The organism is Prevotella sp. HJM029 (assembly GCF_000599605.1).
Lineage (GTDB): Bacteria > Bacteroidota > Bacteroidia > Bacteroidales > Bacteroidaceae > Prevotella.
Map to the genome: position 1 here is coordinate 312,748 of NZ_KK082668.1, position 23,422 is coordinate 336,169.

Annotated in this window: 12 protein-coding genes, 1 pseudogene and 1 CRISPR repeat array; of the genes and pseudogenes, 4 read left to right on the forward strand and 9 right to left on the reverse strand. The window is 44.4% G+C overall.

The features are described 5' to 3' along the window. Positions 1–5 precede the first annotated feature (5 nt). Both X919_RS0110100 and X919_RS0110105 read left to right on the forward strand, forming a co-directional pair. Positions 6–1,139, forward strand: a complete 1,134-nt coding sequence (locus X919_RS0110100; RefSeq protein ID WP_028900017.1) for a lysophospholipid acyltransferase family protein — start codon at positions 6–8, stop codon at positions 1,137–1,139. A gap of 66 nt (positions 1,140–1,205) precedes the next feature. Further along, a complete protein-coding gene (locus X919_RS0110105) occupies positions 1,206–4,787 on the forward strand; it encodes a 1-acyl-sn-glycerol-3-phosphate acyltransferase (RefSeq protein ID WP_028900018.1) in 3,582 nt (1,193 codons plus the stop codon). A 210-nt stretch (positions 4,788–4,997) separates the two neighbouring features. Here X919_RS0110105 and X919_RS0110110 read toward each other — a convergent pair whose 3' ends face one another. The 6 genes from X919_RS0110110 to X919_RS0110145 all read right to left on the reverse strand — a co-directional run bounded on the left by X919_RS0110110 (position 4,998) and on the right by X919_RS0110145 (position 15,009). Further along, entirely contained in the window at positions 4,998–6,191 is a 1,194-nt protein-coding gene (locus tag X919_RS0110110) for a DUF6261 family protein (RefSeq protein ID WP_028900019.1), read from the reverse strand. Positions 6,192–6,931: 740 nt separating this feature from the next. Continuing rightward, complete coding sequence (locus tag X919_RS0110125; RefSeq protein WP_028900020.1) at positions 6,932–7,912, reverse strand: DUF4999 domain-containing protein; 981 nt, start codon at positions 7,910–7,912, stop codon at positions 6,932–6,934. Between the two features lie 12 nt (positions 7,913–7,924). Further along, positions 7,925–9,094: a BT_3987 domain-containing protein gene (locus tag X919_RS0110130; protein ID WP_028900021.1), complete on the reverse strand. Its 1,170-nt coding sequence runs from the start codon at positions 9,092–9,094 to the stop codon at positions 7,925–7,927. Between the two features lie 104 nt (positions 9,095–9,198). Continuing rightward, positions 9,199–10,269, reverse strand: coding sequence for a glycoside hydrolase family 18 (locus X919_RS0110135; protein WP_028900022.1), 1,071 nt, complete (start codon positions 10,267–10,269; stop codon positions 9,199–9,201). An 87-nt stretch (positions 10,270–10,356) separates the two neighbouring features. Further along, entirely contained in the window at positions 10,357–11,877 is a 1,521-nt protein-coding gene (locus tag X919_RS0110140) for a SusD/RagB family nutrient-binding outer membrane lipoprotein (protein ID WP_036917808.1), read from the reverse strand. 15 nt (positions 11,878–11,892) lie between these two features. Beyond that, positions 11,893–15,009 (reverse strand): SusC/RagA family TonB-linked outer membrane protein, encoded by a 3,117-nt coding sequence (locus X919_RS0110145; RefSeq protein WP_028900024.1) that lies wholly within the window; start codon positions 15,007–15,009, stop codon positions 11,893–11,895. 573 nt (positions 15,010–15,582) lie between these two features. On the opposite strand from X919_RS0110145, the gene X919_RS16640 reads away from it, so the two are divergent. Beyond that, a complete protein-coding gene (locus tag X919_RS16640; RefSeq protein ID WP_155949709.1) occupies positions 15,583–15,882 on the forward strand; it encodes a hypothetical protein in 300 nt (99 codons plus the stop codon). Positions 15,883–16,122: 240 nt separating this feature from the next. After that, a CRISPR array of direct repeats spans positions 16,123–16,706; the repeat unit is 46 nt; unit sequence GTTGTGATTTGCTTAAAAATATCTATCTTTGTGGTAGCAACAACAA. A gap of 258 nt (positions 16,707–16,964) precedes the next feature. Here the strand turns inward: X919_RS16640 and cas2 are convergent. The 3 genes from cas2 to cas9 are packed head-to-tail and all read right to left on the reverse strand — an operon-like array spanning position 16,965 to position 22,711. After that, positions 16,965–17,270 (reverse strand): CRISPR-associated endonuclease Cas2, encoded by a 306-nt coding sequence (gene cas2, locus X919_RS0110155; RefSeq protein ID WP_081759460.1) that lies wholly within the window; start codon positions 17,268–17,270, stop codon positions 16,965–16,967. Positions 17,271–17,314: 44 nt separating this feature from the next. Next, positions 17,315–18,247, reverse strand: a complete 933-nt coding sequence (gene cas1, locus X919_RS0110160; protein ID WP_028900027.1) for a type II CRISPR-associated endonuclease Cas1 — start codon at positions 18,245–18,247, stop codon at positions 17,315–17,317. A gap of 12 nt (positions 18,248–18,259) precedes the next feature. Further along, positions 18,260–22,711 (reverse strand): type II CRISPR RNA-guided endonuclease Cas9, encoded by a 4,452-nt coding sequence (gene cas9 / locus X919_RS0110165; RefSeq protein ID WP_028900028.1) that lies wholly within the window; start codon positions 22,709–22,711, stop codon positions 18,260–18,262. Between the two features lie 455 nt (positions 22,712–23,166). On the opposite strand from cas9, the pseudogene X919_RS0110170 reads away from it, so the two are divergent. Continuing rightward, positions 23,167–23,422: pseudogene (locus tag X919_RS0110170) on the forward strand (IS5/IS1182 family transposase); the annotation flags it as partial.

Below are 23,422 nucleotides of genomic sequence, written 5' to 3' on the forward strand. Positions count from 1 at the left end.
AAGATATGCAAAAGAACCCCAAGTTTGATGACATCCGTCCATATTATGAGGACGAGATTCCCGCTGCGATGGCGCGTATCGCCGAGAGTAGCTCCCTGCCCCTATTGGCATCTTACGTTTACCCCGATGAGTCGTTAGAAGACGTGCGGAAGCGCATAGCCAGCTATCGAACAGTGAAAGACTTTCAAACGGAGACTATGCGCAAGGTCAATGAGCAGGTGATTGCCAACAGTATCACAGCGTTTTCGTGTGATGGCTTGCAACAATTGAGCCCCACGCAATCGTATCTCTATGTGTCCAACCATCGCGACATCATGTTGGATTCGAGTTTGTTGCAGTATTTCCTGGTCACGCAGGATTTTGACACTACCGAGATTACGTTCGGTGCCAACTTGATGATGAGTCAGTTAATCATCGACATTGGCAAATGCAACAAGATGTTTAGAGTGGAGCGTCCCGGTGGTAGCGTGAAGGATTTTTACCGCAGTTCGCTTCACCTTTCAGAATATATCCGCTACACCATCGCCGAGAAGCAACAGAGTGTGTGGATAGCACAGCGCAATGGACGCACGAAAGATGGTTATGACACCACAGACCAAGGCATCATCAAGATGTTTTGCATGAGTGAGAGCAGCGATAAAATCAAAGCTTTGGCCGATTTGCACATCGTCCCGATTGCGATATCGTATGAATGGGAGCCGTGTGACGTGCTTAAAGCCTTGGAACTCTATGAATCGCAGAGCATGCGCTACACCAAGAAACCCGGTGAAGACCTTAACAGTATCCTCACGGGAATCATCGCACCGAAAGGACGTGTACACATTGAAATTTGCGAACCTATTGCCGTGGCAGAACTCACAAGATTAGAGGCGTTAACCAATAATGAGTACCATAAGGCTGTTGCCAAGCTCATTGATCAGCGCATTCATAAGGCCTATCAGTTGTATCCCAACAACTATATAGCACACGATTTGCGGTATGGCAGCCAACGTTTTGCAGCGTTATACACGCCCGAAGAACAGGCGTTGTTCCTACAGCACTTGGCCGCTTTAGATCAATATGACACGTGCAATCTCGACCAATTGAAAGATATTTTTTTGGGCATTTACGCCAATCCTGTTGAGGCGTCGATGCTGTAAACAGGATAGCATGACCATGAAGGCCACTCGAGAAGAGTGGCCTATGACGAATTGAATGATAATAGTATGGTTTCAGTAGTACTAAAAGTTTATGATTTCTTGCGCATGCACCGTGCCATGCGCCTATTTTCTTTTCTTGTAACAACAGCACTCTTGGTAGCATTGGTGCTGACGTTGCAATACAAAGAAGACATCTCGGATTTTCTTCCACTTAGCTCAACCCACCAAAGCGGGTTAAAGGTTTATCAAGATATTTCGGGAGCCAATAAAATCTTTGTCATCTTTCAGGCAAAGAAAGGGCAAAAGACAGATGCCGATGCAATGGTTTCAGCGATAGAACGCTTCACAACCAACCTTCAGGCCGCTGATACGGCAGGCATAGCGCGACAGCTGACGGCACAAGTCGACATGGAGAAAATGCAACAGGTGGTGGACTTTGTCTACCGCTACATGCCGCTATTCCTCACCCCTCATGACTATCATCGCATGGACAGTCTCTTGCGTGATCCAGGCTTTGCAGCGCGTCAACTGCAAGAGGACAAGCGTATGTTGATGTTCCCCACTGGCAACATGCTCACCAGTAACATCCAGCGCGACCCTTTGGGCCTCTTTACCCCCGTCGTGGGCAAACTGCAACAGCGCCATCTCTCGCTCAACTACGAACTTTATGACGGCTACATCTTCTCACCCGATATGAAACGGGCCATTGTGATGGTTGAGTCGCCCTTTGGCTCGAGCGAAACGGAGCACAATACACAGCTCATCGCCTTGCTCAAAGCGCAAGCGGCCAAGGTAAAGCAGAGCCAACCCGCGCTCGAAGTGCACTTGACAGGCGGACCGGTGATTGCCGTTGGAAACGCTACACAAATCAAGACCGATAGCCTCTTGTCGGTAACGTTGGCCATCCTTCTCATCACCATGTTGCTCTTCCTCACCTTCCGACGACTTAAAAACCTGCTCCTCATTGTCTTAGCTGTGGCCTGGGGATGGTTGTTCGCCATGGGGGGATTGGCGTTGGTACACGATCACGTGTCAGTAATAGTCATTGGCATCTCGTCGGTTATTCTGGGCATAGCCATCAATTACCCCTTGCATTTCATCTCCCATCTATCGCATACCTCCACCGTTCGCAGTGCACTAAAGGAAATTACGGTGCCTTTGCTCGTTGGCAACGTGACCACTGTGGGCGCCTTTTTGGCATTGGTTCCATTGCAGTCGGTGGCACTGCGCGACTTGGGGCTCTTCAGTTCGTTCCTCTTGGTGGGCACCATTCTCTTGGTGCTCATCTATCTTCCCCACGTGGTGAAACCGGTTAAGGCAAAACCATGGGGTCGCTTTGCCCGTTTCACCGACATTTCATTGGAACGCAAACGAGGGGTTGTATGGGCGATAGCGCTGCTCACAGGAGTATTGGGTTATTTCAGCCTGCAGACAAAGTTTGATGCCGATATGAGCCACATCAACTACATGACCGAAGAGCAAAAGGCCGATATGCGCTATTTTCAAACCTTGTTGCAACGCGATACCACCACCGAAAAGGTCTACGTCGTAGCGCACGGCATGACCATGGATGAGGCCTTGCAACATAACCAATTGTTGCAACCGGCTTTAGAGCAGGTGCAACACCACATGAAAGGTTCCACCCTGTCCACCTGCGCGCCCTTCCTTACCTCCAACGCGGAGCAAGTGCGCCGGCTAAAGCTGTGGGACACCTTTCGCCAGCAGCATAAGGATTTGCCGGATGTCTTGCGCCGTGAGGGCATGAAGGCAGGCTTTGCGCCCGATTCGTTCTACGACTTCGAAGTGATGTTCAACGGCAAGTTCATGCCCCTTCCTCCTTCCTCCTTTGCGCCTTTAACCACGACTGCCTTTCAGGGAAACTTGAGTCACGACAGCATTGCAGGCACATTTAGCATTGTCAACGTGTTGGATGTTGCCCCTCAGGAAGTAGCTAAGATTGAAAAACAGTTCACGGGTGACACGTGCTATAGTTTTGATGTGAAGTCTATGAACTCCGCGTTGGCCAACAATTTGTCCAATAACTTCAATTACATTGGCTGGGCGTGTGCACTCATTGTGTTCTTTTTCTTGTGGTTCTCCTTTGGCAGCATTGAATTGGCATTATTATCGTTTCTCCCGATGGCGGTCAGCTGGGTTTGGATTTTAGGAATCATGTCACTGCTCAATATTCAGTTTAATATTGTCAATGTCATTCTCGCCACCTTCATCTTTGGGCAGGGCGACGACTATACCATATTCATCACCGAGGGCGTGAGCTACGAATATGCTTATCGGCGCAAGCTTCTGGCCGCCTATAAGCAATCGATCATCATCTCGGCATTGATTATGTTCATCGGTATAGGTTCGCTCATCTTGGCCAAACATCCAGCACTGCACTCTTTAGCCGAAGTAACAATCGTAGGTATGTTTGCCGTGGTGCTGATGGCCTATATTCTGCCTCCGCTCTTATATAGCGGTTTGGTGGGGACGAAGAGCCATTATCGTCGGCGCCCCTATTCCTTGAAGCCGTTCCTTGTGATGGCGCTCTCGGCCACTGTTTTCTTCGCACAGCTGGTTTACATCTATGCTTTGGGCTTTAGGCTTTTTGTGCTGACAAAACCGACAGCGCGCAAACGCAAGCGTTTTCAGAAACGGGTGCATCGGCTCTTCCGCTATGACTTGCAACACATTCCCACGGTGGCATGGCATGAAGACCCAGCTCTTGCAAAAGTGCTCAAGGAGCCCGCTGTGGTGGTGTGCAATCATCAATCCATGTTAGATGCTGCCATTGTGATGGCGCTATCACCCCGATTGCTCATCGTGGCCAACGAGCATGCCAGTCTTAACCCTGTTATCCGCAAGGTGTTCGATTGGTTTGGCCACATTCGGTTGATTGACAGCCAAATGTTGAACCTGAAGCAATTGAAGCAATCCCTTTCTGCTGGCTATAGCATCGTGTTCTTTCCCGAGGGTGAGCGCAACGACCACTCGTCGATATTGCGTTTTCACAAGGGTGCCTTCCACGTGGCCGAGGCATTGCAGGTCGATGTGGTGCCGTTGCTATTGCATGGCGTGAACGAAGTGCTGCCGCGCAATAGCTGGTGTGCCTTTGCTGGGAAGATAACGGTTTGCGCAGGGCAACGCATCATGGCCACCGATGCAGCATGGGGCGAAGACTATGCCATGCGCACCAAGCGGGTGCGTCAATATTATGTGGACTGGTATCGCGAGGTAGCTGGACAGATTGAAACAGCTGCTTATTATCGTCAGCTAACGTTAGACAAGTATCGTTTTAAGGGCGTCGAAGTCGTGCGCGAAGTGAAGCGTAATTTGACAAAGTTTGCTAACTATGCCGCATGGGTTGACACACCTTGCACGGCTCAGCGCGTAGTAGTGTTAAACAGTGGTTGGGGTGAATTTGCTTTGCTCTTTGCGCTGACGCATCGCCACACGGAAGTGATTGCGATAGAAGCCGATGCCGACAAAACGCAATTGGCACGCTATGTGGCCGATGGACTATCGCTGAAATGGCAAGCTGTTGAAACACTCCCCAACGATAGCTTGATGGACACGCCTATCTTTTTATTGCATCCGTCACCAGAACAACGTGCAACATTCAATGGTTACAAGGTGACCATAGTTGAATAGAGGAGTGAGGGCCTCTTTACTGCAGGGCTAATGTGCCAGCAGGGCTATCGCTTTGTAAAGCATGCAATGTATATAGATGAACAAAGGGGACACGCCATCGCGTATCCCCTTTGTTGAAAATAAAACGATTTTACATGCAACCTTTTGTTGCTACATTGTTTCAGCACAAATCCAACATTGTGCAGCGGTGCTTCATGACGCCATGCACGACTATGGTTTGGGTGTCACAGTGGCTTCTCCAAGCGATGCTCCAGGTGTCTCGGTTGACGTTTCTCCACCTTCTGCTTTATTCTCAGTCTTGCCAGCTTTCTTCTTTCTATCGTCTTTTGCTTGATCAGATGTGCCAGTGGAAGCTTTTTTAGATGAGTTTGCAGCATGCTTTGTGTCCGCCTTTGCAGTATTCATAAGCTTATTGCGAAGCCGTTTGGGCAGTTCAACCTCAACGAGTGCATCTTTTTCTATGCGCACCCAAACATAGGTGTCGCTGTCTTTGAGTTGAAGTTGATAACAGATGTTCTTGTTCACTTTTAGCTTTTTCTCGGTGAATTGCAAGCTGCCAGTGGGCCATTGTTTCTTGGCTTCAAATGCAGCATATAATGGCTGCAGTGTTTTATGAAGTTTCTTGAGCTCTTCTATCTCTGCCGCTTTGCGTTGTGCTTTGCTCAATCGATGAGATGCTTTCGACAAGGTGGCAGCGTGGTCCATCTTATTTACCAGCTCTAAGATTAACTTCTTCGTGTCGGCATCGGTTGCACCAAAATAAGCTAAGTCAATGTGATGGCGCACTAATTTTAAATCTTGATCAGTGGCAGCACGTAACGTTCGCGACGATGGTAGCGTGGCATCAATGCTTTCATCAATTAGTTTTGTACAGAGTTCGCGATAAGCTTCATTGGCATCATGCAGTGCTGTGAAAATCTCATCTAAATGCAATGCCGTCATTGAGGCTGCTTGTTTCTTTAAATCAATCTCTAAGCCCCTAATGTGTGCCGTTTTCTCATTCATTCCTTCATATTGAATGTTTCGATAGCTATTGATGATAGGGTATAGCTTCTCATAAGCCTCTTTTTGCGCCTTGATGGGTGTGAATTTATAAGAATGCACATTTCTAAATAGTGTGGAGATACACTCGTTGCGCAAGGCATCCTTTTTTCGCACCTCTTTTGTAAAGACTGTCATTCCGACACGGCGATTAGACTCATCTTCGAGATTGATTTGGTCGAGCCAGTGCTTTAATAGCTCATCGGTGACACCGATTTTAGCTTTGTCAACTGCGCGCACTAAATCATACTGATTGCGATGGAACTCGGCATGTACGCCATTGCGAAACTCGTAATGATTAACACCCTTGAAACTGATCATTTCGGGGAGTGTTGTTGTTGTTGGAATAGATTTTTTTGTCATATATGTAAAAAAATGTAATAATTGTTTATGCCTTTAGCAGACATCACGTTAATAATTGCCTCAAAACTATCAAAAATAACCATAACTTCCAAATTTTTGCAGAACTTTTTTTGAATTATTTTTAAAATGGTGATAGGACGGCTGTTTTTTCATCACAGCAAGGACTTAACCTTGCACAATGGTATGTGAATAGATCATTTCTTGTTTAACCTTGCGCATGGTTGGAATGGATAGTGCAAAATGATGTGCAACAAGGCACATAGTTGACCATGAATGAATATGACCCTTGTCGACAAGGCCATATTTTTGATGTGTTTTAATAGAATGGAGGCTAAAAGGGCATGAAGAATTTTTTGTTTTATAGAAAAAGTGATATCAGTCTATCTAAAATTTTAGTGTTTTAAAAAAATGATGGTCAACATGGCGCATGATTGCTTGTTTTTTGAGCAAAGCATGACCAAACATGCACACTTTTGAGAGAGATTTTATGAAAATATAAAAAAAGTGTAGGCAGGAGACAAAACATGATGTGTTATGAAATGGATATTGGGCAGTGTCGAGTGGGGTAGGACGATAGGGATTAGAAAATTGCAACATGGTGGGAATGCTGAAAGGAAAGCTGTGAAAAAAAGTTCCTACTAACCATCACGGCCGGTAGGAACACTATAATTAAAAACCAAATACAAAGTTCATTTTTAATTTGAATGTCTCAAAGTGTACACATGTAACTCTGATGTCGCTTAATTATCGGTGCCATAGAGATTGAATTCAACAATGCTGACACGATTAGATGTAGGCATTTTCAAAATGGTATATTTGAGATAGCGTGCTTTCGGATGACTGAGCAAGGTTATATCTTGATAGCCGCCCGAAGTAAGCAAAGTGCCCAATGATGTCCATGTGGCGTTGTCTTTAGACACGGCAACCTCAATTTCTTGCGGTGCATAGCGATTACTTGTCCAAGCCCATGACGTGGTGTTGATGCCATGAATGGTTTTTTCGGCACCAAGGTCAATGGTGATGGTAAATCCTTGTCCACTACGTGCAACATCGCTCCAATAATTGCCATCGACGAGGTTAGCAGCACTATTCTCGGCTCCAGCTCCCAGTGTGATGACCCAATCTGTGCGGTCAAGTAAATCATTGACAGCAGGTGTACCCATCTTCATATTTTGCAGTGCACCTTTTTCAATCTTCGCGGCAAGGTCGCTCATTGTTGTGCGTGGCGAGATGAAAGTGTTGCTTTGCGAGGTTTCAATGCCCGTGAGCACTACATCAAAAGCTAAGTTCACCTTTTGTTCGTTAGTCTTCAGTGTTTCAAGATTGGTGGCTACGATGCGTAGTGTATCGGAGCATTGTTGGCCAGCCTTGATAACAACCTGTGATGACGTGAGCCTATTGCCTGCCTTGTCTTGAATTTGTAACCCTATATTGGGCGCATGGGTGTCACGCAATTCAAGATTAACACGCACATCCTGTGAGGTGGGCTTCTGTGTTTTCACTACAAACGGCATGTCAATGCCTGTTGAAAGCCCTTCACTGGAGTGATCAATGCGAAACGTTTTAGGTGATGGCGTGAGATAGTCTACACGTTGCAAATAAACGTAGGTGGCTGTCCATTCATCTTCAATAGCTTTGTCGTCGCTGTGGCAGCTACTGAGTAACGACAAGCCTGTGAAGGCAAAAGTAGCTGCAGTGAGGATATGATAAAAATGTTTCATTGTCATTTTGTTTTATTGCCAGTTGGTTTGTTCATCAGTTGATTTAATACCATCCACCCAGATAGGAGTGGCATGGGTTGTGAGCGTGTGTCCATGTCCCGTGGCGTCGTTGAACGTGTTGCCCGAACCTTCATTAAAGCGCCAATAAGCCTCTAATCCTTTTGATTTAGGGCTAACCGTTGACTGGTTTTTTTGTATTTGCGTCTCCGTACGGCAAACCGACCACACGCGTGCCTCTGTTAGGAGTATTTTACATGCGCCCCAGCGGCTGTAAGGATCGTCTCCCTTTGTAAACCATTTGAACGTTTTAAAGGTTGTCGCTCCTGCAGGAATATCTTTGATGCCCGCAAAGGCGCCATTGATGTATAGACGATAATGAGAGCCGTCACAGGTGAGGGCTAAATGTTGCCACTTGTTAGGCACAAATGAAAAGGCAGGGTTCATGTAGATGCGGTTGCGTCCTACAATCTGCACTAAGGAGTGAGCCTTATGCTCGCCAGTATCGGTCTGCGGATCTTCGAAACGGAGTAACACAAAATTGGATTCGCCGTTGCCATTGTTGATGAAGACGGCACGGTCGCGATTATAGGTGTTGCTCACCTGGAACTTTACTTCAATGGTATACTCATTATAGGTTTCATCCCCTTTGGGCATTGCAGCTTCGAGCATTGCAGCACCGGTAAACTGGGGCAGTTTTGAAGTGATGATAGCCTCGGTAGTGATGACAAAGGAACCTGTTTTAGCCATAGCAGGAATAGCAGTGTCTTCGCTGACCAGTCGCACGGGTATAGCGTAGCTTTCACCAATCATAGCCTGCGTGAGTGGATGAATATTAATCTTGATAGGGTCAACCGAGTACTCGCCTTTGGGAATAATAACTTCGGAAGGCATCGAAAAGGCTCCATCGGGCAATGGTACGTAGCTTGTGCCTTGCTGCTCGTTGTATTGGTGGAGGAGCGTTGTGTCGACCACTAACTTCAGTTTGCAGTCGTGCGGTGCCTCTCTTGTGAGGCATGGCGTGAGTTCGGCTGTTGCACCATCATCGGTGATGATTACTTTTGCACTTGTGCTTGTGCGGCTCTCATTGATGAACGCACTGTTGTCGATGGTCTTATAATCGGCATCATTACATGCGATGAATGCCAACAGGTTGCATAATAAGATGTATCGAATGAATTTCATAAACTAATCTTTTAATTGTTGTTGATGTGCGATGCTAAGGCCTGTCAACCCTGTGCAGGTAGCGACATGATGTAGACAGAGCCGTTGCATGCGGGTTAAATGTTTTATCTCACTGCGGGGTTTTGCGCTTGTATGGCTTGCCTGAAGTATTTGTATGCAGGCGTGTTAACAGCTTCGCCGTCAATGTGATAAGCTCCGAAGCCTCCCTTTCTGTAACCATTGAGCGGTTGCCATCGTGCAAAGCCTTCTAATGAACGATAGGGGGTGGGCTGTCCGTCGCGGGTAGAATACGAATACCCTCCGTTCAGGCAATCGATGGCACTCTCTAAGTTTTCGGTCATGACATAACGGTTAGTGATTTCCTCTTCACTCATTACAGACTTAAACTTATCGATGCCATTGAGCAAGCGCCCATCCAAATTCCCTTCCTTCGCGAAGTAAGCTTGAATGACATAATAGCTGATGAAAGGCCCCGTCTTGGCCAGAAGCGTTTGCGGTTCTCCATCCACGATGAGCAGTTTCTCGGGATGAGGCGACATTGGCCCAATGTGTTTCGCCAGTTCGGTGATGAAGACATGCATGAGTTCATAGTTGCTCGCCAGTTCGCCGCCGTAACCATAATTGGGTTCAAAATCGATGTCGAAGCCATCATAGTTGTATTTGCTAAGGGTGTCGATAATGGCATTGGCGTACTTGCGCACAGCAGCTTCTTGCTTTTCAGCGTTGCCAGCTTCCCATCCCCAGAATTTATGTCGGGTAGCTTCGTCGGCATTGTGGGCTTTAGGTGTTGCTCCTTGTCCAACATAGCTGGTGAAACTGCAGTACAACACTTTTGTGCCTTTTACCTTTTGCACAAACTCAAGGTCGCGCTTTTGTCCTTCTGAAAGATTGGTGGAGTTGTCCCATAATGACACAACATCCATGGAATCAGGTAGTCCGGCCAGCATGTTTGTAGTTGATGCAGCTGGATTACTCCAGCCACCGAACCATCCAAACGATATGGAGTGTGGACTCTTTTTCCACTCTCTGAGCGCTTGGTAATAGGTTTCTTTTTTCGCTATCTCCGTGTTGGTGTATTGGGTCATCTGTAGTGCTTCGGTCTCTGTCCAGTCGCTACATGCGGCTGTCAATAGCACAAGACTTGTCAAACCTAATGCTTTGAAAATATGATGCATAATATAAACTGTTATTTATTGATAAAATGTGAGCATTGCTTCGGTTAAAGCTGTTGCGACAGGCTGCAGCGAAGCAAGTGCTTTGATTTAATTTCTCTTAGCCCATGGCAGGTCTGTTGCTTCGTTATCAGTGCCATTTAGTAACCCTACAGCCGCTTCGTAGTTCTGCTTGTTAAGGTCGCGCTCCGTGTCGGGATAACGCAAGCGTCGCATGCCACGCTGTGTGTTAGTGATGACTTGTGGATTGAGATTATCCAAAGATGGTGCTAACTCGGGGAACCCTGTGCGGCGGTATTCAGCCCATGCCTCGAGCCCCATGGGATAGATGGCAATCCATTTCTGTGTAATAATGCGTTCCAAATTATGGTCGCTACCATCGGCATCCCATTCAATCTTAACCGTTGTATTGCGGTGATAGTTATACTTCGAGCCACGCGGATCGTTGGCATGTCCGTCAGGGGTAGCAGTGTTATTATGGATATAAGCCTGAATGGTTGCTGCGTCTACACCATATTGCTCCATCGACAGCTTGATGCCTTGCTCATAAAAGGCTTGTGCCGTTCCGCCAACGTTCCAACCGCGCAACGCACATTCAGCTTTTAAGAACGAAACCTCAGCAGCGACGCAAATGGGTAATGGTGAAGTAGCTTGAAACTTGGGCAATGAATAGTTGGCTACATCGTTCTTCTGGAACGACGCTTCGCCCGTTCGCATGCCAATATAACGTGAGGGGTCGAATGCCGACGCTGTGAAGTAAGCGCTACAGCGTGGGTCATTGTAACCATTCATATAGTCGACAATCGATGAGCTTGCACGCAAGTCGCCCCAGCTGGTGGATGCCAGTTGGTAGGGGTTACCTTGTACGCCAGGGGACATTAATGCATTGTATTGATTGGCATCTATGAGCCCCGCGGCGCTATTACAGATCTGCTCTGCTGCTGTTTGGTTGCCAATACGCACAGCGGCACGTAAGGCAATGGAGTTAGCTAAGCGTGCCCATTTGCTGTAATCACCTGCATAGAGCAAATCATTGGCAGCCAAGGGTCGTGATGATGGATATTGACGGCTATACTGATAGAGCGTGTTGGCTGCAGAGGTGAGATCGGTAATGATGTGCGTATAAACATCCTCTACGGACTCATAGGCCGTATTGAACTGACCATTGGCAATGCTACTGTATGGAATAGGTCCATAACAATCAGCTACTCTCATGAGCACTGCTGCCTTTAATAGGGTGGCCATTGCCCAGTAATGCCCCGATTTATGCGTTGATTCCTCTATGCTATAGAGGTTAACGAGCCCTTTGAAGGGTATGTTAAAGGGTAAGGCGTTCCATCCCTCTGAGGCGTTGAATGTGTCAAAGTTTTGGCCGCCCCAGCGGTTTGAACAAGTCATATAGCCACCCAATGCGCCGACCATTTGGTCTACCATTTGTGAATTGTTTTGCTGGACAAACATCAAAGGCTCCATCATGGCTGGGAGTAATACAGAAGGATCACCTTTATAAATGGCGTAATGATTGGTGTTATAATCTTCAAAATTGCTTGTACAGCTTGCCAAGCCTAAGATGAGGAGAGCAATGCTGGTTATTCTTTTTATAGGTTTCATAAGGATATGCTGTGATTAGAATTGAACTTTAACATTGAAACCAATGTTGCGGGTTGAAGGAAGCATGAAATAGTCCACGCCTTGATAATAGTTGCTGCTGGTAGAAGCCGACAGTTCGGGATCGAAAGGCGCCTTGCAGTAAATCATCCATAGATTGCGTGCCAATAAGCCTATAGATAGGTTGAGCTTATTGCTAAACCACTTCTTAGGTAGGTCATAGCTTAAACTTAGCTCTTGCAAACGCACATTGGTAGCGCTATATAGATAATAAGCGCCATAACCACCCTCTGCAGTGGAGATAGTTTGATAGTATTTCTTAGCGTCAACCTTGCCAAAGTTTACGGGAATACCACCATTATCACGTGCGTCGGCAGTAGCTTTTGAACCGCCATAATAGTCGAGAATACCCTGCGTGGCAGAGTAAGCCAGTCCGCCAACGCGCGCAGAAAGCACAAAGCCAAGCGTGAGACCTTGATAGGAGATAGAGTTGTTCCAACCCATATTATAGTTGGGAGCTAAATGGCCAGCCTTATGTTGTGCCACCTCCTGCATACTTAAATTACCAGAAGAGGGATCGATGGCAATGCTACCGTTTGGATCTCGTTTCAGTTCATGTTTGATATAAATGTCACTCATTGAACCTCCTTCACGCAAAATAACTTGCGGAGCGACAGAACTGGCACCAAGATATGCCTTTTGTATCTCTGGAATGCCTTGCTGGTTGACACTGGCCTTCGACAACTCTTTGATTTCATTTTGGTTTAAAGTATATGTGAGAACCGAGGAAACACCTATCCTGCCAAATGTGTTGCGGTATCCTAATGATAGCTCGATTCCTTGGTTTTGCACGTTACCACTCTGCACAATCTGCTCAGAGTAAAGCGATGATGTGCTTGTCTTTCCATAAATAGTTTGATGGTACGTATTGGAGCGGTAGAGGGTAACATCCAAGTTAATGGTGTTCTTTAAGAACTTCGTGTTCAAACCAAGCTCCCATGAACGAGTGTTCTCAGGCTTCATGTGTGCTAATGGTGCAACGTTGGACTTCTCCCACAAGTGGGTTTGATTGTTAAAGTGGTAACTGGGGTTTGACAAAAAGCGGTCAAAGGCGGATGCTACGTTGGAATAAGACGCGCGAACCTTGGCAAAGGTTATCCATTCAGGCAGCTTGGTCATGTTCGAGACAACAGCCGATAAGCCGACAGATGGATAGAAGAACGATGATTGGTCGGAATAGGCCAATTGTGATGCCCAGTCATTACGTCCAGTAACGGTGAGGTAAAGCATGTCCTTATAGCCGAGCTCTACCGACCCGAAGACAGATTGTGTCTGATCGTGCCAACCCTCTTGTATCGTTTTGTACTTGTTGGCATAGTTGATGTTGTTCATTGCAAAGAAGTTCACAAGGAGGAGATTACCTGCACCTCCAGCAGCTTCAAACACCTGGTCTTTTATCGATGTTCCGATATTAGCCGTGAGATTATAGTGCTCTCCAAACCGTTTGTTGATGTTCACCATCACGTCTCCATAAAGTGTCCGATCGTGTTGTGTCTGATCTCCGTAACCACCATTCACATCCGAAATGGTTAATAAGGTAGAAGCATAGTTCTTGTTCAGTAGTCGGTATTCAGAATTGTCAACCCGAACGCGCCCTACAACGTTTAGCCAGTCATATACGTTCCACTTTAACGATGCGTTCAACATATAGCGATGCTTGTCTGTTGTGCGCTCCATTCGGTTCTGAATCCAGTAGGGATTTTGCAGTGAATGAACGCCTTCCCCATAAGGCCAGTACTGCGTCATGTAGCCCAATACTGGATCCCAGCGCTCATAGTTGCGAATTTCATTAAAGTCATCGCCACGAGGGAAGAGGTATAATGCAGGCAAGGGGTTGTTATATTTACCCTGCGACACCATATTTGCATCCTTCTGTAGAATATAGTTTGCACCGAAGTCTAATACCAATTTGTCATCTAAGAACGATGTGGTATTGCGGGCTGTGAAGTTATAACGCGAATAAGTGTTCTTCGGAACGATACCTTTCGCATTTGTGGTTGACATGGATAAATAGGTCTGGTTCTTGCTATTCCCCGTTGACAACGATATCGAATTAATGATATTGGAACCTGTATTGAAGAATTTCGCAATATCAAAGTCACCCACTTGCTGGGCTCCCCAACTCATCAGTCCAGAACTTGTACCATAGCTGTTCTGTATCTTTGGTAGGAACGTAGCACGAGAGAAAGTACTACTATTGCTCACTGTGACACTCGTCTTATCTTTACTACCGCGCTTGGTGTTGATGATGACAACACCATTTGCAGCATCACTGCCATATAATGCAGCAGCCGATGGACCAGTAAGCATATTCACGCTTTCAATATCTTCAGGGTTGATGTCTGCAGAACTTTCCGAACCCATAGGTGTTGAATAGGCACCTTCACCACCACCAAAAGCATGATTGTACATCGGTATACCATCAATCACATACAAGACATTGTTGCTTTTCTCAATAGATTTTGTACCACGCATCACAACACGGACAGCACTTCCTGCACCTCCAGCACCCGCATTGATTTGCACACCAGCCACTTTACCTACTAACGAGTTCACAAAGTTGGCATCTTTGTTGCGTGTCAGTTCGTCGGCAGTAACCTTTTGAACATTATAGCTCAGAGCCTTTTCTGCGCGTTTAATACCTAAGGCAGTGACAACCACTTCATTAAGCACTTTTGAATTTTCTTCCAAAATAATAGGCTTGTTGATGGTATTGGCCTTGATCTCTTTCGAAGTGTAGCCCACATAGGAAAGTTCCAATACGGCATCGCGTGATGCTTGAATCTTAAAATGGCCGTCTAAATCTGTGACAACGGCATTTTTCGTTCCTTTCACGCGTACGGTAACCCCCAAAAGCGGCTCGCCTTTCACGTCGGTTACATTTCCCTCTACAACATGAGTTTGTTGTGGCGCTGGGAGAATCGTTTCAAAACGAAGCGTACTGGGCAGTGAAGCTGCCAGAAGAAGTGGATTTTCAGCCCACACATGAGTGGCCGAAATGAAGAGCATACCCACGCAAAGCGACTTCTTCCAGGGTATGTTTCGACTTGTTTTCTTTTGTACAGTTGATTTCATGTTGTTTGAATCAAGTAATATTTAGAATATGAAAATTAATAATCAATATAGCTTTTAAGGCATCCACTTACACCTTTTCTTGTGATGAAAGGTATGGTAAATGCCATCTTCATTCCGTGTTATTATAAAATGCCTCATTTAAGTAGTAATCTCTTATAGCTTAGGTTGTGCTACAATCAATGTAACTTGTGATTCGGTAGGCATAAAACTTTAGAGAGTTATAAACCACAACACACTTCTTTCGCACAATTTATAAGGGCACCATCGTGGCATGAGTCTCTTGAAAATCAATTGCGTTATGCAACTCATCCTATCAGCAGTGCTATCATTATAACAAGCATAGTTAAGAAAATACTTACTCCATTTAGAAAAATATAATCAATAAGTGATGTGTGTGTGCTGTAGACGCTTTCCTATAAAGGACTATCTTAGCTTGCCACATCATACCTTTGTGGTTGCAATAACAACACAAGATGACGGAAAAGCAACTAAGTTTATGTTGTGATTTGCTTAAAAAGATTTATCTTTGTGGTAGCAACAATAGCTATTTTTGCATTTATAAAATAACAGAATATGAGAACAATAAACAAAAACAAAATGTCCAGGGGGGCTTATATGAGGGCGTTAGTGCGCGCAAGAATTTTGCTCACCATTATTCTTTGGATTACATTCCCTTCATTCCTTATTATCCCTTTCTTTGAACTAACAGCTTTCCGGTTTGTTGTTGGTGTAGCCTTGTTACTCATTAGCTTTTTTATTTTTCTCTTACGAAGCTCGATAAAGGCGGAACTTAGATTAATGATAGCAGAGGAAACTGGGGACTACCCTTGGTGGTATGCGCCAAACACACCATGGTGGATGGGTGGGTTATAATACATTTGCAATGCTCTCTGAGAACTTCTTTTCCATTTTCCTTTTTCCGCAACTGAGCTTTGTTTTCTCTGGCCTCTCATGTTAAGAGTCTATCTAAGTATAGATAATCCTTCGCGTGATGGGTATAATGATGAGAGTGTGGCATCAGTGGTGTACGCTCCAGTTGTCTTTTGTAATTCTTTCTCTCGTCCCATGGTGTAATAATTACATTTATCTCGTAGATATAGAAGAACGAGAACTGTTGTGATTTGCTTAAAAATATCTATCTTTGTGGTAGCAACAACAACCAATGCGCACATCATTAGCGGCTATTGTGGGTTGTGATTTGCTTAAAAATATCTATCTTTGTGGTAGCAACAACAACACAAAAACGAGATTTTCGACGGTTGCACCGGTTGTGATTTGCTTAAAAATATCTATCTTTGTGGTAGCAACAACAACTTTACCGCGCTCATAAACCTTATCAGCAGCGTTGTGATTTGCTTAAAAATATCTATCTTTGTGGTAGCAACAACAACAAGCAACAAAGATTATGAGTAAAAAAACTAGTTGTGATTTGCTTAAAAATATCTATCTTTGTGGTAGCAACAACAATAGGTGCAGTTATTAATCGTGTCCTTCAAACGTTGTGATTTGCTTAAAAATATCTATCTTTGTGGTAGCAACAACAATAGGATATTGCAGAAATGATTGAAACATTGGTTGTGATTTGCTTAAAAATATCTATCTTTGTGGTAGCAACAACAATATAGATTGCTGATTACCACTATTCACCTGGGTTGTGATTTGCTTAAAAATATCTATCTTTGTGGTAGCAACAACAATTGATTCTTTGTAATTTATTGTTTATCAAAAGGATATAAGGTTGTTGAAGAAAATAAAAAATGGTACCACAAAACGAAATCCCACTTCATTGAAGTGGGATTTTTGTTTTCTATTAAGGTAACTTCTTATGAAGCCTTCTTTCCATATTTCTTGGTTGCATGGTAGATTGTTCGTAAGCGATAAAAATATTTTTTCTTTTTTAACAGAGCTTTTTTATCGGGAGATGGATAGCTTTTATCTTTGCCATCCTACGTCCTTTAGAATAATTCCAATTGTTGTCCGGGTGCGTTAGGCGCTTTAGGTTTCTCGCCAAAGAAAAGACGAATGTTGGCAAACTGTTTATCGGTGATGCATAACATTCCCACCATTCCATGTTGGGGAAGGCTGACTTGCACGCGCTTCATGTGCACTTCTGCATTTTCTATACTTGCACAGTGGCGAATATAGATAGAGAATTGGAACATGGTAAAACCATCTTTTATCAGCATTTTCCGAAAATCCATATAGGCTTTCTTTTCCTTCTTGGTTTCTGTAGGCAAGTCAAAGAATACGAGAATCCACATAATGCGATACTCACTGAAGCGTTTAAAGTCGACCATAAGTGGGGTTACAGCTCAGGATAACTGATGTGGCGTATTTCTCCAGAGAAGCATTTTGCTAACGAGGCTGTTGTCTGTTGTGCAGCAATCATAAGAGGACTTCTTTTTCCATTCATTACAACATCGAGCATCGGAATGCCTAAGAGTTCCATTTTTAGTTCTTTTGTAAGCACTGAAGCCTCTTTATGTTTATTCAGTATCTGAATAACAAGTTGATCAACATATGGGCGATAAGGCTCCATGATATCATCAGCCAAACAATAAGCATTATAACGATTGTGGTGGTGGATACCTAAAGTTGGCAACAAACCGCTTCCAACCAAGGCACGAGCAATGACAGCACGCAGGATAGCATAGCCATAATTCAGGAGGTTATTGGGCGGAGTCCCCTCCCGATCGCGAACAAAATGAGGATAATCAAGAAATAGATTGCGCCAATAGTGGGCGGCTGCTCGTGCCTCAAGATTGTCCGGATCACCGCTGCGTACCTCGTTTGCCCATACGCGCATGCAGTTGGTTTCCTTGTCCGTAGTAGTACGTAAAACATGCTCTTGATTTAAGATTTTCTGTTTGATGGTTTGTTGCCATAGTTGTTTACGCAAGGGGAGTGAGGCATCTACTTGTGCACGAAATCGCTCATTTTGCGTGTTGTTGCCGCATAAAGGCAGAAGTAACCCCACAGGCATACTCTTTTGGTCGCATGTAATCACTGCACAATTGTTGTCTAATAGAGCCTCCAACACACCCGAAGTTACCGTGATACGAGGGTTATCGAGCACCACCACCCCAATATCTTCTATTGGGATGGTACGCTCAGCTTCTTTTTTCATTGCTTCGGGTAGCGTGTTATTCTGCACCACTTCAGGCAGATGGAGCACTAATTGCGCATGGCGTAGGCTCAAATAGATGGGATTGCTAAAGCAAAGTGTTTTCTTAATCATAAGCTAAGGGGGCTATTTGATGATGTTGACGATGTGACCTAAGCGGTCAACTTCCATTTTCCAGCAAATTGGCTTAATCATTTCTCCAGTCAAAGCTCTTTCCATCTTGTTTAAAGCCTCGAACTCAACCTTGTCATAAATCGTCTTTGCCACACGATGAGGTAGGAAGAGACATCGGTTCATTGTTGCACTTACCATCTTATAAATTCTATTTTTGTCTAAACTACATGCTTTAGAAAGTAGTTCATCCGCGGTGGGTACATACACCAAGTCGTTGGGTGAGAGATAAAATTTCAATGCAACCCCCTTTTCACTCTTCTCTGGAACAGGAGTAAGTCCCTGCTTCAATCGTTCTACAACCTCTCTTAGTGCAATAGTGTCATAGGTTCTATTGCCCTCTTCATCTTCATAGATAGCAAAGTAAAGGTTTGTACCTTCTTCTGCTATTACATATTGAAAGGCTTTATTTCCCGTTTGTCCTATAGGGAACTTCTTTCCCATTGGCTTTGCAATCCTTACCTTTAGGATGGGCTGATGCTGCTTGCCCTCATTATAAATCGCTATGTTTTGATTCATTTCGGCAATTCCTTCGGGTGTAAAAGCGATGGCAGGGTCGCCACCTTTTGCTTGAAGATAGTTCAACAGAATCTTCTGAATGCCTGTGTCGGTGATTGTGGCAATGCGCTTTGCATCAAATGAAGTGTCTAATGGTTTCCGCGTTGCTGCCAGCTTTTCTTTATCATCACTATACTGCCAAACTTCAACTTTATCAACCGCTTGCTTATTTAAGCGGTAATTAATGCTTTTAAAATGTGCCAGCAATTGCTTGGTGTTGAAGTGCTTTTTCTGTAAGTCTTGAATATAATGGCGGAGCGTCTTATCACAAATCGTAGGAATATTCTCTAACGCATCTTTCAACTTAACGACAGCTTTGCGCCGCAAGTTGACATGACCATAGGCTGTGCCTTGGTGCATAGGCTTTCGAATAGCCCACATCGCTTCTCCCTTTTGTTCGTCAACGACTTTCTTTCCGTTGGCATTATACCGTTCATAATAATTGGTGGCTTTATTGATCACACGAACATAGTTTTTGAAACTCACCACAATGTTATCTAAAGCCTTGTAGGCATCCTGCGTAAAGGTTTCCCAAGGTTTGCGGATAATGCGATTTTTAATGCAAAGTTGTTTTCGCGCATTTTCTTGCTTCGTGGGGTCATTAGCTTCTTTGTTGTTCAAATAGTTAATGATATTGCGTGAGGCACAGGCAATCACCAATGCATCCATAGCATGGTGTCGGTGGTCGATGCGCTTCTTTTGATAGCCACGTTGCAGCTCAAGTGGAACCGAAGTTTGGAACACCCGTTTCCCTTCTTTGTTCTCCCATTGGCCAAAGTCAGTGGTGTTGGTGAGTGCATTCAAGCGTTCAAAACGCGGATAAACAATATTGTTCCAAACATCATTTAAACCCCAATCCTTCTTGAGTTTGTCGGTAATGCCTCCCGAACACGGAATAACAAATTTGGAAGTGGTCTCTTCTTCGCCTTCAATGCGCACAATATTAGAAAGCAAAGTCATCACCACCCTGCTGATATAGCGGCTGTCATTCAGTTGTCGGTTGACAAATTCCTGAGGAATATCCTCCATCAGTAGCTTCTCTTTCTTCGATGTGTTATTCGCATACAATTCTGTTACCAAGGCTTTGTATTCAGCTTCGCTCAAGATAGTAACATCACCTAAAGTCGTACAATGTATTACATCGCCACCACGTTTCTTAATAAATTCATAGGCTAACATGCTGCCTTTCTCTCTATTTACTTCTGCTTCACAGATAACTTTGTTGGAGAACGAGTCGTCAAAATAGCGTTTTTTAGGAATGATATGCTCAATCTGATAGGCTGAAGTGAAAAGTTTTGAAAGTGCAATCGGTTTCCCCGTATATGGCGAACGATATTTTTGTTCGAGCCACAATCGATACCTTTTCAACTCACTTGCGGAGGGTTGTGCCATTTTTGAAATCTTCGTGATCTCGGTAAATGCTGCGTCTTCCTTCGATAATGTTTGCAAAGCGCCTTCCTCATAAATGCGTAAGATTTCTTGTTGCATCGGTGAATGGGGGCGAACGTCCTTTATATCAGCATTGTTTTTCAATTCCATCAACAGACTCTTGATGCGGAGATTCGTGTTCTCATTGCGCAGCACCTTCTCTGTGAGATGTGCACGTTGTTCGGCCGTCTTTTTCATTTCTCGGCCTAATTCTACATGGATTTCATCAATATGTCCCGCTTCTTTCCAAATGTCATATACCGTACGGAGGGTTTCAAGGATGCATTGTTCCACGATAGGGTTGCGTAAGGAATATTGTTTAAACTTATGAATATAATCTAAAAGCTGTTCGGGTGTTTCCCAACGCTGTATGTCTGTAGCTTCAGAACGGCGTCCATATACCACATAACACGCCAACCATTCGGGCAGTCCTTGAAAGTCTGACACCTGTTGACAAGACGAAATAAACACGCCTATCTTCTTTTTGAGTTTCTCATCAATGGTACCTTGCAAGATATTAGCAATCCTCTCTTTTGTAGAAGGACAGAGGTCTGCCTCGTTCCATAAACTTCCTCTCCGCATAACGGGCAGCAGTTTTTTGATGGCTTTCTCTGAATAGGCACCATATTCTTTCTCGAAGGGCTTAATTTTTAAGAATGATTCAACGAAAGCATCGTCATCTTTTAACTTGCGCAATGCACGCTCTGTTTCGTCTTTAGAGTCGACAGAATAGAGCAAGTGCCACAATCGATAAGCCAAATCTCGATCATTTAACCAGTTATGTTCTATGCCAGCTCTGTCGAGTGCAAAGAGAAGTTCGTGGCGTGTTGCATTACAAGGATATTTCTTTTCTTTGTCTTCGATGTAGTTCCAGCGAATAGGAAACACCTTTTCACCACCTATCGTTACCTTTTTCAACTTGAAAAAGTCCTTCAACAGCGTCTCTTGATTGATTTCCTTCCTATCGTTCAAATAGGTAAACAAGCGAACATAGTCTTCTTGATGAGGCAGATACTCGGCTGTTACGTTGCGATCATCGGCTCGATTGCGTAGGCGTAAGTTGGCTATAAACTGCCACAAACGGAATTCTTGGTAGTAGGGGTTGGACTTTGCTATACATTTAATGCCTTGCCGTTTCATTTCTCCTGTTTCCTTGTCCACATAGGAATAGGCCTCATAGGGGCACTCTGCAATCAGCGATTTCTTGCTCTTCAGCGGGCGTTGGTAGAAGATAAGATCCTCTATGAGCAAGTAAGGCATGTCCTTTTTCAACAGACTTTCACGATGAAGCGGGTTGTTTGGATATAACTCTTCGACGCATGCTTTTAACATGTCCTTGCTGCGTAGTTCCTCATGGTGTTTGCTTTGCTCACGAAGAATGCCTGTTAATTCCTGTTTGTAATATTTACGCTCGATGGTATGGATGAATTTTCCGCGGATTTTATCAGAGGGTTCTTTTAAGAGGTGGTCATAGATAAAAGCGCCAACAGGCGTGCCCGATGCTTCTAATGAGTGCTCCGTTTGTTTCTTTCGCAGCCCCCAATCCTTCTCATCTGGTGAGCGGAAGGAATGTTTCACGTTGCCTTCTTTATCTTTTTTGGGTGTTGTTCCGTCTTTTTCATATTCGGTTGTCACAATGAAAGGCCTGACTTTACCCACCCAGTCGTTTAAGGGTATTTTACTTTGACGACGATATATCCAGCCATTCTCTAACTTTACATTATACCAGGTGTTGTCACCTTTTCCTGCTTCATCGGCTTCAACGCCAACCACTTTCAACTCATGATATTCTTCATGTTTTGCGGCATTCTCTTCATCCTCTTCGCCACGAAGTTGGTAATAGCCACGCTTTTGGTTGAAGTTGAGCAAAATCCATGCAAGCTCCTCTTTCTTGATGGGTTGCGTAAGTGCTTTCTTACGCAGGTAATAAATCGTCCAATCAAGCGGCACCTTCTTGCCGTTAGCAACGAGTGCGGGCTGATATTTAGCGAAGTCTGCTATCATCTCATGGAAAGCATCCATGAAAAGAAATTGCATTGTGCCGTCTCCTCGGCGTTCCCATGCCAATTTAGGTTCACCATGATTTAAAAATTTACCATAAGTAGTGGGCGTCTTCCTGTCCCATCCTATGGCCGAATCGTAGTGAGGAGGTAAGCAATGCAACGTGTGTAGCACGCGATGGAGGCGCTCGCGGCGTTGCAAAGTGCGCTCTCTAAGGCGTCGAATGCCTCGGAAGTTCGTTCGGATGGCGGTTTGGGACTCTGTTACTCCTTTGTCAAACTTGCCAAGAACATCTTGGCTCATGGGGATGATACGACTGCCAAGTTGAATGTCTCTTAAATAATTCTCATTGTCATCAACGATGACTTTGGCCCAACCAATGCTGTTGGTTCCTAAATCTAAGCCAAGAATTGTTTTCATATATTTTCTTTATTTTGTTTGGTTCTTTAGTAAAAAACTCCAATATTTGCACTCAGATATTATTTAAGCAAGTCACAATAAGGATTTTTCCGTTGTGAAAACAAACAGGGCGGGGCGACTCGTCCTTTTCTTTTTCGCTGTCTCAAAGGTAGTGTTTATCTGATAAAACAACAACTTTTTGGCTAACTTTTTTTGCTCAATAGTCGATTTAGGCTGTTTCTTGTGCCGGTGAGGGGCTTGAGATGCATGAAAGAGTAACTTCTTATGGGATGGATGTTTGCATAGTTTTGCTGCAAGAAGAAAGTGGAATGCTGATGTAATCAAGGGTATATTGCGGGATAATCTGCACCATATTACTTTATGATTTGCATGCTATTATCAAGAAATAATATGAGACCTCTGCAAAACCCCTCTTATAATTTGTCTTTCTTAAATATTTTTTGTACCTTTATTGTATGAAACAGAAGTTGCCCTCTCCCAGTTTTGTTGATATGTTCCTTGCGCAAAGAAAGGTCAAGCAGACATTCTTTTCACAAATAAATACAATCATTGATTGGGGACCTATTCGTGCTATAATAGAAGTGGCTTATACAAAAGGCTATAAGTCTACTGGCCGGCTCAGCTATGACAGCCTTGTTTTATTCAAGATTGAATTACTCCGCACCTGGTATGGTCTGAGTGACGGAGAAGTTGAAGATCAGGTTAACGACC